This is a genomic window from Pseudomonas sp. P4_D7 (assembly GCF_056401755.1).
In genome coordinates, this window is the sequence record NZ_JBFUIR010000025.1 from 46,249 (window position 1) to 59,410 (window position 13,162).

The 13,162-nt window shown below is 60.9% G+C and carries 11 protein-coding genes and 1 pseudogene; 5 read left to right on the forward strand and 7 right to left on the reverse strand.

The features are described 5' to 3' along the window. Positions 1–4: 4 nt before the first annotated feature. Positions 5–1,279 (forward strand): glucarate dehydratase family protein, encoded by a 1,275-nt coding sequence (locus AC1DVF_RS17225; protein WP_460128127.1) that lies wholly within the window; start codon positions 5–7, stop codon positions 1,277–1,279. A 111-nt stretch (positions 1,280–1,390) separates the two neighbouring features. On the opposite strand, the gene AC1DVF_RS17230 is transcribed toward AC1DVF_RS17225, so the two are convergent. Next, on the reverse strand, positions 1,391–2,275 hold the full coding sequence (locus AC1DVF_RS17230; protein ID WP_477782837.1) for a LysR substrate-binding domain-containing protein: 885 nt from the start codon (positions 2,273–2,275) through the stop codon (positions 1,391–1,393). A 157-nt stretch (positions 2,276–2,432) separates the two neighbouring features. Between AC1DVF_RS17230 and ydiJ the strand changes: the two genes are divergently transcribed. After that, on the forward strand, positions 2,433–5,459 hold the full coding sequence (gene ydiJ / locus AC1DVF_RS17235; protein ID WP_477782838.1) for a D-2-hydroxyglutarate dehydrogenase YdiJ: 3,027 nt from the start codon (positions 2,433–2,435) through the stop codon (positions 5,457–5,459). Here the strand turns inward: ydiJ and AC1DVF_RS17240 are convergent. Together AC1DVF_RS17240 and AC1DVF_RS17245 are read right to left on the reverse strand one after the other, a co-directional pair. Further along, complete coding sequence (locus AC1DVF_RS17240) at positions 5,392–6,081, reverse strand: paraquat-inducible protein A (RefSeq protein ID WP_476333898.1); 690 nt, start codon at positions 6,079–6,081, stop codon at positions 5,392–5,394. The two genes, ydiJ and AC1DVF_RS17240, sit on opposite strands and share 68 nt — an antisense overlap. Beyond that, positions 6,078–6,674, reverse strand: a complete 597-nt coding sequence (locus AC1DVF_RS17245) for a paraquat-inducible protein A (RefSeq protein WP_093437478.1) — start codon at positions 6,672–6,674, stop codon at positions 6,078–6,080. Before AC1DVF_RS17245 ends, AC1DVF_RS17240 begins: the two co-directional genes overlap by 4 nt. Before the next feature lie 218 nt (positions 6,675–6,892). Between AC1DVF_RS17245 and AC1DVF_RS17250 the strand changes: the two genes are divergently transcribed. Further along, positions 6,893–8,059, forward strand: coding sequence for an acetyltransferase domain-containing protein (locus AC1DVF_RS17250; RefSeq protein WP_477782839.1), 1,167 nt, complete (start codon positions 6,893–6,895; stop codon positions 8,057–8,059). A 4-nt stretch (positions 8,060–8,063) separates the two neighbouring features. On the opposite strand, the pseudogene AC1DVF_RS17255 reads toward AC1DVF_RS17250, so the two are convergent. Further along, positions 8,064–8,174, reverse strand: a pseudogene (locus tag AC1DVF_RS17255) (LysR family transcriptional regulator); the annotation flags it as partial. A 58-nt stretch (positions 8,175–8,232) separates the two neighbouring features. Here AC1DVF_RS17255 and AC1DVF_RS17260 point away from each other — a divergent pair. Beyond that, on the forward strand, positions 8,233–8,430 hold the full coding sequence (locus AC1DVF_RS17260) for a hypothetical protein (protein ID WP_460090578.1): 198 nt from the start codon (positions 8,233–8,235) through the stop codon (positions 8,428–8,430). 112 nt (positions 8,431–8,542) lie between these two features. On the opposite strand, the gene AC1DVF_RS17265 is transcribed toward AC1DVF_RS17260, so the two are convergent. Further along, a complete protein-coding gene (locus AC1DVF_RS17265; RefSeq protein WP_320337052.1) occupies positions 8,543–9,934 on the reverse strand; it encodes an aldehyde dehydrogenase family protein in 1,392 nt (463 codons plus the stop codon). 103 nt (positions 9,935–10,037) lie between these two features. Here AC1DVF_RS17265 and ptrR point away from each other — a divergent pair, with 103 nt between their 5' ends. Continuing rightward, complete coding sequence (gene ptrR / locus AC1DVF_RS17270; RefSeq protein ID WP_093437993.1) at positions 10,038–10,916, forward strand: putrescine utilization regulator PtrR; 879 nt, start codon at positions 10,038–10,040, stop codon at positions 10,914–10,916. Positions 10,917–10,943: 27 nt separating this feature from the next. Here ptrR and AC1DVF_RS17275 read toward each other — a convergent pair whose 3' ends face one another. Both AC1DVF_RS17275 and AC1DVF_RS17280 read right to left on the reverse strand, forming a co-directional pair. Next, complete coding sequence (locus AC1DVF_RS17275; RefSeq protein ID WP_477782840.1) at positions 10,944–12,509, reverse strand: aldehyde dehydrogenase (NADP(+)); 1,566 nt, start codon at positions 12,507–12,509, stop codon at positions 10,944–10,946. Beyond that, complete coding sequence (locus AC1DVF_RS17280) at positions 12,506–13,144, reverse strand: cysteine hydrolase family protein (RefSeq protein WP_093437504.1); 639 nt, start codon at positions 13,142–13,144, stop codon at positions 12,506–12,508. Before AC1DVF_RS17280 ends, AC1DVF_RS17275 begins: the two co-directional genes overlap by 4 nt. Between the last annotated feature and the right edge of the window lie 18 nt (positions 13,145–13,162).

The following is a 13,162-nucleotide window of genomic DNA, read 5'->3' on the forward strand; positions in this document are numbered from 1 at the left end:
TATCTTGAAAATCACCCGTGTCACCGTGACCCCGATTGCCTTTCGTGATCCGCCGCTGCTCAACGCCAGCGGCATCCACGAACCGTTTGCCCTGCGTTCGATCATCGAGATCGAAAGCGATAACGGCTACATCGGCCTCGGCGAAAGCTATGGCGATGCCCCGGCGCTGGCGATCCAGCAGCAGTTGCAGGGGCAACTGATCGGCCTCGACCCGTTCAACCTCAACCAGTTGCGCGCGATCGTGCAGGCCACCGTTGCCGCGAACAAACCTGCAAGCATTGCTGGTGCCGAACTGGCGCCCGGTTCCCACGCCAGTAAAGCAGTGAGCAATGCCTATTCGGCGTTCGAAGTGGCGTTCCTCGATTTGCAGGCGCATTACCTCAATGTGCCGCTGGTGGATCTGCTCGGCGGTGCCATTCGCGATGAAGTGCCGTTCAGCGCCTACCTGTTCTTCAAGTATGCGCAGCATGTTGATTCGCCGTACAAACCGGACAATTGGGGCGAGGCGCTCAGCGAGCAGCAGATCGTCGCCCAAGCCGCGCGGATGATCGAGGCGTACGGTTTCAAGAGCATCAAGCTCAAGGCCGGCACCTTGCCGCCGGAGCATGAGGTGGCGTGCATCAAAGCGTTGAAAAAGGCTTTTCCCGGTTACCCGTTGCGCATCGATCCGAACGGCAACTGGTCGCTGGAAACCTCGATTCGCATGGCCGAGTTGCTCGGCGATGATTTGCAGTATTACGAAGACCCGACCCCGGGCCTCGACGGCATGGCCGAACTGCACAAGCGTACTGGTCTGCCGCTGGCGACCAATATGGTGGTCACCGATTTCGACGAGTTCCGTCGCAGCGTTGCGCAGAACAGTGTGCAGATCGTGCTTGCCGATCACCATTACTGGGGTGGCCTGCGCGACACGCAGACGCTGGCGAAGATGTGCGATGTGTTCGGTCTCGGTGTGTCGATGCATTCCAATTCACACCTGGGTATCAGCCTGATGGCGATGGCGCATGTCGCGGCGGCGGTGCCGAATCTGGATTACGCCTGCGACACCCATTACCCGTGGCAGGAGCCGGATGAGGAGGTGATCAAGGGTGGCAAACTGCCGATTGTCGATGGTTGCGTGAAGATCACCCGCGCGCCGGGGCTTGGGCTGGAGCTGGACCGGGATCAGTTGGGCAAGCTGCATGATCAGTACCTGACGTGCGGGATTCGTCAGCGCGATGATGTGCGGCAGATGCAGCGCTACAAGCCGGACTGGAAGGCGGTCAAGCCGAGATTTTGATGTCGTGCTCGCTGGCCTCTTCGCGAGCAAGCTCGCTCCCACATTTGATCTGTGGCGTTCACAAATCCTTTGTGGGAGCGAGCTTGCTCGCGAAGGGGGCGACTCATTCCTTCAGAGTGTATGCACCAGCCAATCCCGAAACGCTTTCAGCGACGGTAAATTCTCATTGCGCGGCGGATACACCAGGTAATAGCTGCGCCGACTGGTAATCGCCTCACCCAGCTGCAGCAGTTCACCCTTCAACAACTCATCCTCAACCAGAATCCGCGGCACCAACCCCACACCAATATTGGCCCGCACTGCCTGAATCAAGTGCGAAGTCATTTCAAAGCTCGGCCCGATACGCATGCTGCGGTGCGGCAGACCTTGATGGCTGAACCACTCCGCCCACGCCTGGGCATTGCTGCTGACATTGAGCAGCAGTTGCCCGGCGATGTGTTGTTCGGCGTCGTCGCGTTCGGCGTCGGACAGCTGCGCACTGGCAATCACCACCAATTCTTCCGTGTGCAGGGGCAGGGCGGCCAGCCCCGGCCAGTCACCACCGCCGACACAGATTGCCGCATCGATTTCGCTGGTATCGAAATCAATCGCTTCGATCCGCGAATGCAAATGCACGGTCATACCCGGGTGCGCGGTGTAGAAATCCTTGAGTCGCGGCAATAGCCACTTCGAACCGAAAGTCGGCAGCGTTGCCAGGCGCAAGCTGTGAATGCCCGAACCAAACGCCATGGCCTGCAACGTCGCGCTGCGAATCTGCCCAAGCGCTTCAGCAAGTTCGCGCTGATACATGCGTCCGACATCGGTCAGCACCACTTGCCGGCCTTCGCGCGTGAACAGGCGCATGCCGAGCATTTTCTCGAGAATCTGCACCTGACGGCTGACCGCACTCTGCGTCAGCGACAGTTCATGAGCAGCGCGGGTGTAGCTTTCGTGGCGTGCGGCGGCCTCGAAAGCCAGCAATAACGACATGGAAGGCGTGAGTGTGCGCGGATTCATTCGTAAAAGTCATCAATAGCGGGTCGAATTTACGGTTGTCCCGGCGTTCGCCAGCAATGAACATGGACACCATGAGATGGCGGAGCCTGACGCAATCATTCGTTGCGTACAACTGTTCACCGCCACGCGGCCCGATTTGACCGAGATAACCTGACCGATGATTGCCCAGCTGTCCCCCGCCAAAGCCCTGACCAGCGATTACCAGCAGTTCCTCAAAGCCCTGAAAGCCAGCGGCTTTCGCGGTGAAATCAGCGCCGATTACGCCAGCCGTGTCGTGCTGGCGACTGACAACTCGATCTATCAGCGCCTGCCGCAAGCGGCGGTGTTTCCGCTGGACGCTGATGACGTGGCACGAGTGGCGCGGCTGATCGCCGAACCGGCCTATCAACAAGTGGTGATCACCCCGCGCGGTGGCGGCACCGGCACCAACGGCCAATCGCTGACGGACGGTATTGTCGTCGACCTGTCGCGGCACATGAACCGCATTCTGGAAATCAACGTCGAGCAGCGCTGGGTGCGAGTGCAGGCCGGAGTGGTCAAGGATCAGCTCAACGCCGCGCTGAAATCCGCCGGGCTGTTTTTCGCCCCGGAATTGTCGACCTCCAACCGCGCCACCGTCGGCGGCATGATCAACACCGATGCCAGTGGTCAGGGCAGTTGCACCTATGGCAAGACGCGCGACCATGTGCTCGAACTCGACATGATCTTGCGTGGCGGTGAGCGTCTTCACGGTCTGCCTCTTGAGGAAAGCGAACTCGAAGCCCAGTGCGCCCGCGAAGATCGCGTCGGTGAAGTCTACCGCTGTGCGCGGCAAATCATTGATGAGCAGGGCGAGCTGATCAAACAGCGTTTCCCCGATCTCAACCGTTGCCTGACCGGTTATGACCTGGCGCACCTGCGTGAGGCGGACAACCGTTTCAACCTCAACAGCGTGCTCTGCGGTGCCGAAGGCTCGCTGGGATTTGTCGTCGAAGCGCGGCTGAATGTCTTGCCGATCCCCAAGCACACAATGTTGGTGAATATCCGCTACGCCGGGTTCATGGACGCACTGCGCGACGCCCGCGCCTTGATGGCGCTCAAACCGTTGTCGATCGAAACCGTTGACTCGAAAGTCTTGCTGCTGGCGATGCAGGACATCGTCTGGCACGGCGTCGCCGAGTATTTCCCGGAAAGCGCCGAGCGGCCGACCCTGGGCATCAACCTGGTGGAGTTCTGCGGCGACGATCCTGAAGAGCTGCGAGGTCGGGTCGAGGCGTTCGTCGAGCACTTGAGCAGCGACCGCACAGTCGAGCGTTTGGGCCACACGCTGGCGGTCGGGCACGCTGCGGTAAACAAGGTCTACGGCATGCGCAAACGCGCGGTAGGCCTGCTCGGCAACGTTGCCGGTGAAGCGCGGCCGCAGCCGTTTGTGGAAGACACCGCGGTACCGCCGCAGCACTTGGCCGAGTACATCGCTGAATTGCGCGACCTGCTCGACAGCCACGGTTTGCAATACGGCATGTTCGGTCACGTCGATGCAGGCGTGCTGCACGTGCGGCCGATCCTCGACATGAAAGATCCGCAGCAAGCGGCGCTGGTGCGTCCGGTGTCCGATGGTGTCGCCGCGCTGACCCAGCGTTACGGTGGCCTTCTGTGGGGCGAGCACGGCAAAGGCTTGCGCTCGGAATATGCGCCGGCCTTCTTCGGTGAACTGTACCCGGCGCTGCAAGCCTTGAAAGCCGCGTTCGACCCGTTCAATCAGTTCAACCCCGGCAAAATCGCCACCCCGGCCAACACTGGCGCAGCGCTGCTGAAAATCGACGAAGTCACTTTGCGCGGTGAACTCGATCGACAGATCGACGAAAAGGTCTGGCAGAGCTACGGCGCGGCCATGCACTGCAATGGCAACGGCGCCTGCTACAACTTTGACCCCGACGACGCCATGTGCCCGTCGTGGAAAGCCACCCGCGAGCGCGCTCAGTCGCCCAAGGGCCGTGCCTCGTTGATCCGCGAGTGGCTGCGTTTGCAGGGCGAGGCGGGTGTCGATGTGTTGTCCGAGGCGATTCGCAAGCCGGCGTTTTTCAGCACGTTGTGGCAGCGCTGGCGCAACAGTCGTGCGCAGGCCGAAGACTTCTCCCACGAAGTCTACGACGCCATGGCCGGTTGCCTGGCGTGCAAGTCCTGCGCGGGGCAGTGCCCGGTCAAGGTCAACGTGCCGGAGTTTCGTTCGCGCTTTCTCGAGCTGTATCACAGCCGTTATCTGCGCCCGGCGCGGGATTACCTGATCGCCTCGCTGGAATATAGCATCCCGTACATGGCGCGGATTCCGGCGCTGTATAACGGGTTGATGGGCGCTGCATGGGTTCGCGGGCTGCTGGAACGCGTCGGCGGCATGATCGATGTGCCGTTGCTCAGTCGCTTCGATTTCCACGCGGCGATGCGCCGTTGGCAAGTGCAGCCAGCGACGGTGTCGACCTTGGCGGCGCTGACTCCAGCGCAACGCGAACGCAGTGTGGTCATCGTGCAGGATGCCTTCACGCGCTACTTCGAAGCGCCGCTGTTGGCCGATCTGGTCGAGCTGATTTCGCGTCTGGGTTATCAGGTGTATCTCGCGCCGTTCAGCGCCAACGGCAAGCCATTGCATGTGCAAGGCTTCCTCTCGGCGTTCAACCGCGCGGCGTTGAGCAACGCTCGGCAGTTGCGTGATTTGGCGGACATCGGTGTGCCGTTGCTGGGCCTCGATCCGGCGATGACGCTGGTGTATCGCCAGGAATACCTGAAAGTCCCGGGAATGCAGCAATGCCCGGAGGTGGCACTGGTGCAGGAATGGTTGCTCAAGGTGATGCCAGAGCAGGCGCCGCAGGATAAAACCGCCTCGTTCCGACTGCTCGCCCATTGCACCGAGAAAACCAACGCCCCGGCCGCGACTCGGCAGTGGGAACAGGTGTTCGAGCGCGCAGGGTTAAAACTGGCCACGCAAGCCACCGGTTGCTGCGGCATGTCCGGGACCTACGGCCACGAAGCGCGCAACCGCGAAACCTCAGCGGTGATCTACGAGCAGTCGTGGGCCCGTCAGGTGGCGGCTCCGGCAGAGCAGGGCGAAGCGTTGGCCACGGGGTATTCCTGCCGCAGTCAGGTCAAGCGCCAGTCGGATCAGGCACTGCGCCATCCGTTGCAGGTGTTGCTGACGGCTCTGCGTCGCTGAGTGGTTCATCGTCTGGAGCGTTGTCCCAGATCAGCCGAGGGTCGAAGCTCATTGCCGAAAGCATGGTCAGCACCACGACCATGCCGAAGAACAGGATGCCCGGTCGCGGTTCGATATCGCCCAGTGTCTGGAACTTCACCAACGCTGCGACCAGTGCGACCACCAGCACATCGAGCATTGACCAGTAGCCGATCAGCTCGACGAAGCGGAACATTTTCGAGCGCTCCCGGCGTGCCCAGCTACTGTCGCGTTGCACAGTGATCAACAACAGCGACAGGGCGACGAACTTGACGCCCGGCACGGCGATACTGGCGATGAAGATGATCAGTGCGATGTCCCACGCGCCATGCTGCCAGAACTCCAGCACGCCGCTCATGATCGTGCTGTCAGACCCGCTGCCAAGCATGGTGGTGTTCATCACCGGCAGCAGATTGGCCGGCACGTAAAACGCCAGCGCCGCGAGCATGTAGGCCCAGGTGCGCGCCAGTGAATTGGTCTTGCGCCGGTGCAGCGGCGCATCGCAGCGCGGGCATTCATGCGGCTCGTCGGTCATGTCGCAAGCCAGGCCACAGCTGTGGCACAGGCACAGGTTGAGTTCGCTGGCAGTCGCGGGTCGGTTCATGGAATATCCCATAGGTCGCGGATATCGCGGCCGGCAATCCTGATCATCATCAAACTCAGCACGGCCAATGCGAACAGGCCGATGCCGGGCAACACGTCGAGCAATCCCGCCAGTTTGAACACCGCGACCATCGCCCCCAGCAGGCACACTTCGAGCATGCTCCACGGCCGCAGGGTTTCCAGCCAGCGCATGCACAACTTGAACCCCGGTGCGCGTCGCGATGACAGCGCGAAGCTAAGCACCCAGGTCAGCAGGACCAGTTGAAATGCCGGGGCAATAATGATCGAAATTGCCGCGACCATCGCTATGAAGGTGATCGGCCCCTGACTCAGCGCCAGCACAGAATCCCACAGCGTCGCACTGTTTTTCAGGCCTTTGAGGCTGATGCTCATCACCGGATAGAAATTGGCAAACAGCCACAGCATCGCCGCCGTGAAGGTCAGGGCCAGGCGCTGTTCGACGGTCAAACCGTTGAAGCGCTGGAGCACGCCGCCACAACGCACGCACGAGGTTTTCTGGTGTTTGGCCAGCACGGCTTTTTCGTACACGCAGTCGCAGTGCTCGCAAATGATCAGGTGTTCGGTGTTGACCATGGACAACGCTCGACAACAGGCCGCAAGGGCAGGGGGACCTGATCACTATAGAAGCCTGAGGCTATTGGGCAACCTGGACGGTGTGATCGGCTGCGGTTTTCTGAGAATTGCTATCGATTGGGCTTTGGATTTTGCTTTTTAGTGTTATAAGGTAACGAAAAATTTTCAGGGCCGTCCTTGTCGGCGCCCGCTGTTAACCCTTCGATTGCGAAACGCTCATGACAATTGCGCTCCCCCATTCTGCCTCGCCCACTGGCCGGCTGCTGTCCATTGACGCCCTCAGAGGCCTGGTCATTCTGTTCATGCTGCTGGACCACGTGCGCGAAACTTTTTTGCTGCACCGCCAGGTCGCCGACCCGATGGACATTGCCAGCACTGAACCGGCGTTGTTTTTCAGTCGCACGCTGGCGCATCTGTGTGCGCCAGTGTTCGTGCTGCTGACGGGATTGTCGGCGTGGTTGTTCGGCGAAAAGTACGCAGGCAAGGCCGATGTCAGTGCGTTTCTGTTCAAACGCGGTCTGTTTCTGGTGGTGCTGGAGTTCACGCTGGTGAACTTCGCGTGGACCTTCCAACTGCCACCGAGTGTGATTTATCTGCAAGTGATCTGGGCGATCGGTTTGAGCATGATCGCCTTGTCATTGCTGGTGTGGCTGCCGCGCTGGTTGTTGCTGGCGTTGAGCCTGATGATCATCGCCGGACACAACCTGCTCGACGCGGTGCATTTCCCGGTGGAGTCGGCGCTGCATGTGCCGTGGGCGATTTTGCATGATCGTGGCTGGATCGAAGTCAGTGAAAATCTGCGCCTGCGCACCTCCTATCCGTTACTGCCGTGGATCGGTGTGATCGGTCTGGGTTATGCGCTCGGGCCGTGGTTTGCTCGTGGCGTTGAAGCAGGTTTGCGTCAGCGCCACCTGCTGATCGCGGGTAGCGCCGGACTGCTGGGTTTTGTCGGGCTGCGGCTGATCAACGGCTATGGCGAAAAACCATGGGCCGTGGGTGACACGTCGGTGCAAACCCTGATGAGTTTTTTCAACATCACCAAGTACCCGCCGTCATTGTTGTTTATCGCGCTGACCGTGAGCGTCGGGCTGTTGCTGCTGCTGGCCTTCGAGCGTGTACAGGATCGTCGCTGGATTCGCTGGCTGACTGTGTTCGGTTCGGCGCCGATGTTTTTCTATCTGCTGCATCTGTACGCGTTGAAGGTTTTGTACCTGATTGGCGTGGCTTTGTTCGGGCTGAATCAGGGTAGCTATTTCGGTTTTTCGTCCGTCTCGGCAATCTGGCTGGCCGCAGTCATTCTGGCGATTGCACTGTTCCCGGCCGTGCGTTGGTTTTCGGCGTTGAAGGCGCGGCGCCGCGACATTGCCTGGTTGAAGTATCTGTAAACGCCTAACGCCGGTTGCGCACGAAGTCGATAAACGCCTTCAGCACTGCCGGCACATGACGGCGGCTCGGGTAGTACAAGTGCAGACCCGGATAGTACGGGCACCAGTCTGCCAGTGCCGTGCACGTGGTGGCGGGTGCCGAGGCGTCGCTGATCGCCGAGAACGCGCACCGGGTGACCACCGGCGATATGGCGCATGCGATCAACACCGTGCCAGGTCTGGCCAATGAACGTTTGGTGCAAGGTTATGCGGCGGCGTTTCAGTATCTGCTGCACATCCTGACGGTGATCACCCTCGCATCGGCGGCGGTGGTGCTGGGATTGTTGAGCAAGGATCGCAGTGTCGCCGAGCCACAACAGGCTGCTGCATAAACCCAATGTGGGAGCGAACCTGCTCGCGAAAGCGGTGAGTCAGACAATGGAGATGTTGACTGGGCCGGCCTCATCGCGAGCAGGCTCGCTACAGGGGTTTCCGGTCTCTGGATTATTTGCGATCCAGCCACACCGTCTGCGCATTGCAGAACTCGCGCACGCCGAAGTGCGAGAGCTCACGGCCGAAACCACTCTTCTTTACACCGCCAAAGGTCACGCGCGGATCGCTGGCGGAGTAGCCGTTGATGAACACGCCGCCGGTGTCCAGTTCGCTGGTCAGTTGCTGGGCCAGTGCGACGTTGGCGGTGTAAATGGTTGCGGTCAGGCCGAATTCGCTGTCGTTGGCCAAGGCCACGGCATGCGCGCAATCGCGAGCGGTGATGATCGAGGCGACCGGGCCGAACAGTTCCTGTTTGAACGAAGTCATGCGGTCGGTGACATCGGCCAGCACGGTCGGCTCGTAGTAGTTGCCCGGTCCTTCAGACTTGCCGCCGCCGAGCAACAGCGTTGCGCCTTCTTCAAGGGTGTCGCGCACTTGCTGGTCGAGTTCATCACGCAGGTCGAAACGTGCCATCGGGCCGATGTAGGTCTCGGCAGACAGCGGATCACCGACCTTCAACTTGCGCGTGGCCTCGACGAACTTGCGGGTGAACTCTTCAACCACGCCTGCTTCGATGATCAATCGTTTGGCCGCTGCGCAGACCTGACCGGAGTTCTGATAGCGACCGATCACAGCGGCTTGCACGGCTTCATCCAGATCGGCGTCGTTGAGCACGATAAACGGATCGGAACCGCCGAGTTCCAGCACGCATTTCTTCAGCGCGGCACCGGCCTGAGCGCCGATGGCCATGCCGGCACGCACGCTGCCGGTCAGGGTCACGGCGGCGATACGCGAGTCGGCGATGGCAGTGGAAACGCCTTCCGGGGTGACGTTGATCACTTCAAACACGCCATCGGCGAAACCTGCGCGGGTGAAGGCGTCGCGCAGCAGATAGGCGCTGCCCATCACGTTCGGCGCATGTTTGAGCACGTAAGTGTTGCCGGCGATCAGCGCCGGCACGGCACCGCGCAGCACTTGCCAGATCGGGAAGTTCCACGGCATTACCGCGAGGATCGGGCCGAGCGGACGGTATTCGATGCGCGCCTTGCCGCCTTCAACCTGGGTCGGTTCAGCGTCAAGCATGGCCGGGCCATTCTCGGCGTACCACTCGCAGAGCTTGGCGCATTTCTCGATTTCACCACGGGCCTGAGCAATCGGCTTGCCCATTTCCTGGGTGATCATCGTGGCCATGGCTTCGCTGGTTTCACGCAACGCACCGGCCAGGGCGCTCAACAAGCGCGAGCGATCTTGCAGCGGCTTGCGCTTCCACTTGCCAAAGCCATAGGCGGCGCGGGTCAGCGCAGCGTCAAGGGCAGTGGCGGACTCAAACGCGTAGTGACCGATCTGCTCGCCGGTGGCGGGGTTGATCGAGATGGCGTGGGTCTGGCTGGAAATCTGGCTCATGGCATCGTCCTGCATGTTCGTCGGATGGGCCTAGAGTAGGGTGGTGTTTGTTTTCTGGAAACTGAATAATAAAGATCGTTTCTTTCACGATTGGAGAATGACTGTGGATCTGGTGCAGCTGGAAATCTTCAAAGCCGTTGCCGAGCACGGCAGCATCAGCGCCGCCGCCACGCAGATTCATCGCGTGCCGTCGAACCTGACCACGCGGATCAAGCAACTTGAGCAGGATCTCGGGGTTGATCTGTTTATCCGTGAGAAAAGCCGTTTGCGTTTGTCCCCGGCCGGGTGGAGTTTCCTTGAATACGCGCGGCGAATTCTCGACCTGGTGCAAGAGGCCCGGGCGACGGTGGCGGGAGAGGAACCGCAGGGCGCGTTTCCGCTAGGCTCACTGGAAAGCACGGCGGCGGTGCGCATTCCCGAATTGCTCGCGGCGTACAATCAATTGCACCCCAAGGTCGATCTCGACCTGTCCACCGGCCCCTCGGGCACGATGATCGACGGCGTGCTGTCCGGGCGTCTGGCTGCAGCGTTTGTCGACGGCCCGGTGCTGCATCCGACGCTGGAAGGTGTGCCGGCATTCGAGGAAGAAATGGTCATCATCGCGCCGCTCAACCACGCGCCCGTCAAGCGCGCGGCGGATGTCAACGGCGAGAATATTTATGCCTTCCGTTCCAACTGTTCCTACCGTCACCACTTTGAAAAATGGTTCAGCACCGACGCCGCCGTACCGGGCAAGATTTTCGAAATGGAGTCCTATCACGGCATGCTCGCCTGCGTCAGTGCAGGCGCCGGGCTGGCGCTGATGCCGCGCAAAATGCTGCAGAGCATGCCCGGCAGCGCGACCGTCAGCGTCTGGCCATTGGCGGCGGATTTTCGCTATCTGACCACGTGGCTGGTATGGCGGCGGGGTACGGTATCGCGCAGTTTGAGCATGTTTGTGCGCTTGCTGGAAGAGCGCGGGGTGGTGCGTGCAGATGCATGATCGCGTCTGCCGCGCACTGGGTTGCCGTTATTGCCCGTCGATGCTGCGCGGCAGATTCAGCGGATTACTCTCGCGCAACACCTCTGGCAACAACTCATCCGGAAACCCCTGATAAGCCACGGGCCGTAAGAAGCGCTCGATCGAGGTCATGCCCACGGAAGTGAAGCGGCTGTCCGATGTAGCCGGAAAAGGGCCGCCGTGCACCGTAGCAAAGGTCACTTCCTGTGGATGCGCGAAGGCGTTGACCACGATGCGTCCAGTGCGGCGTTCGAGAATCGGCAGCAGGCGCCGCGCCAATCCCAGATCGCCACCTTCAAGGTGAATCGCCGCGCTGAGCTGTCCCTTGAACGAACGGGCGACTGCCAGCAGCTCGGCTTCATCGTTGACAGCAACCAGGAGCGCCGATGGACCAAACACCTCATGAGCCAATGCCGGCTCGCTGAGTAATTGGTGGCCCTCGACTTCCAGCAACACAGCGCGTCCAGCGAATGTGGCATCGGCCGGCGTGCCTGCCGCTATCACCTGCGCGCCGGTACCTTCCATCGCAATCAGACCCTCGACGTAGGCACCATGAATGCCCGGCGTCAGCATTGTCCGCGCCGATGCCTCGCTGACCCGATTGCGCATGGCGTTGCGCAGCTCTTCAAACCCCGCACCACGGATGGCGATCAGGATCGACGGACACAAACAGGCCTGCCCGACGTTGACCAGCATCCGTTCGATAAAGCCGTCGCCGATTTCGGCGCCGCGAGCCGCCAGCGCCTCGGGCAGGATGAAGGTCGGGTTGACGCTGGTCATTTCGGTGAACACCGGGATCGGCTCGGGGCGCAATTGCGCACGGCGGTAGAGCGCCATGCCACCCGGTTCGGAGCCGGTGAAGGTCACGGTTTTGATCAACGGATGATCGACCAGCGCTTCGCCGATGGCATTGCCGCCGCCACGCACCATTGAGAAAACCCCTTCGGGCAAGTCATGCGCCTGCACGGCTTTACGAATGGCTCGCGCCTGGATTTCCGAGGCGCCGGGGTGGGCGTTGTGCGCCTTGAGAATCACGGTAGCGCCGGCCGCCAATGCTGACGCGGTATCGCCACCCGCCACCGAGTAGGAAATCGGGAAGTTGCTCGCGCCGAAAATCGCCACCGGGCCGATGGCGATTTTTTGCAAGCGATGATCCATCCGTGGACGCGGCTGACGCTGGGGTTGTGCCGGGTCGATCGCCAGTTGTAGAAAGCGGCCCCGGCGCACCACATCGGCGAACTGGCGGAACTGGATTGCGGCTCTCAAAGCTTCGCCCTCAAGCTGAGCTTCGGGCAGCCCGGTTTCGAGTGCCGCGCGTGCCGCCAGTTCGCTGCGCACCTCATCGAGGTTGTCAGCGATGCTCTCGAGAAACGCGGCACGCTCGGCCAGCGAGGTGTGGCTGTAGTGGTCGAACGCGGCATCGGCGAGTGTTGCAGCCTGATCAACCTGTGCCGCACCGCCGAAAGCGAAGTCCGGTTCTATCCGTTGATCGGTGGCCGGGTTCAGCGCTTTCATCGTGCCTTCGGTGGCGGCGACATCCGCCGCGCCGATCAGCAAATGGCCGGTCAGGCTCATTTCGATTCACCTTGGGATTTGAGGTTGGCAATCAGTTCGTCGGTGCTGGCAATCACGTGAGCGAATGTCGGGCCGTTGAGTTCGTGGGCGGCGTGCATCATTTCCGCTTTGAAGGCCGCTGTTGCATCGCGGACCAGGGTGACGTGGTAGCCCAGTTCCGAGGCATAGCGCGCGGTGGCTTCGATGCAGGTGTTGGCCAGCAGGCCGACGATGATTACGTGGGTGATGCCTTGCTGCTTCAGGCGAAAATCCAGGTCGGTGTTGGCGAAACCACTGGAACCCCAGTGTTCTTGAACCACGATGTCGCCGTCCTTCGGCGCAAAATCCGGGTGCCATTCGCCGCCCCATTCGCCCCGGGCAAAATGATGCATGTGCATGATTTTGCATTGGGTCGGGGTCGGGTGGTCCCAGGTTTCGTAGTCGCCTTTTTCCCAGCGATGATGGGGTACGATGACCACCGGAATGTTCAGGTCGCGCACCGTGCGGTCGAGTTTGCGCAGGTTGTCGAGCAGGCCGTTCTGCTCGGCCATGGGTTTGATCAAAGGGAAAATCTTGCCACCCTCCGAGAGAAAATCGTTGTACGGATCGACCAACAGGTAGGCGGTTCTGTCCAGCGGATAGGGGATATTCGACATGGCTGCTTGCTCCGGCAA

Coding starts and splice junctions, on each gene's coding strand:
- AC1DVF_RS17230 (WP_477782837.1), bottom strand. CDS start 2,275: ATGAATCCGCGCACACTCACGCCTTCCATGTCGTTATTGCTGGCTTTC.
- ydiJ (WP_477782838.1), top strand. CDS start 2,433: ATGATTGCCCAGCTGTCCCCCGCCAAAGCCCTGACCAGCGATTACCAG.
- AC1DVF_RS17240 (WP_476333898.1), bottom strand. CDS start 6,081: ATGAACCGACCCGCGACTGCCAGCGAACTCAACCTGTGCCTGTGCCAC.
- AC1DVF_RS17245 (WP_093437478.1), bottom strand. CDS start 6,674: ATGGTCAACACCGAACACCTGATCATTTGCGAGCACTGCGACTGCGTG.
- AC1DVF_RS17250 (WP_477782839.1), top strand. CDS start 6,893: ATGACAATTGCGCTCCCCCATTCTGCCTCGCCCACTGGCCGGCTGCTG.
- AC1DVF_RS17265 (WP_320337052.1), bottom strand. CDS start 9,934: ATGAGCCAGATTTCCAGCCAGACCCACGCCATCTCGATCAACCCCGCC.
- AC1DVF_RS17275 (WP_477782840.1), bottom strand. CDS start 12,509: ATGAGCCTGACCGGCCATTTGCTGATCGGCGCGGCGGATGTCGCCGCC.
- AC1DVF_RS17280 (WP_093437504.1), bottom strand. CDS start 13,144: ATGTCGAATATCCCCTATCCGCTGGACAGAACCGCCTACCTGTTGGTC.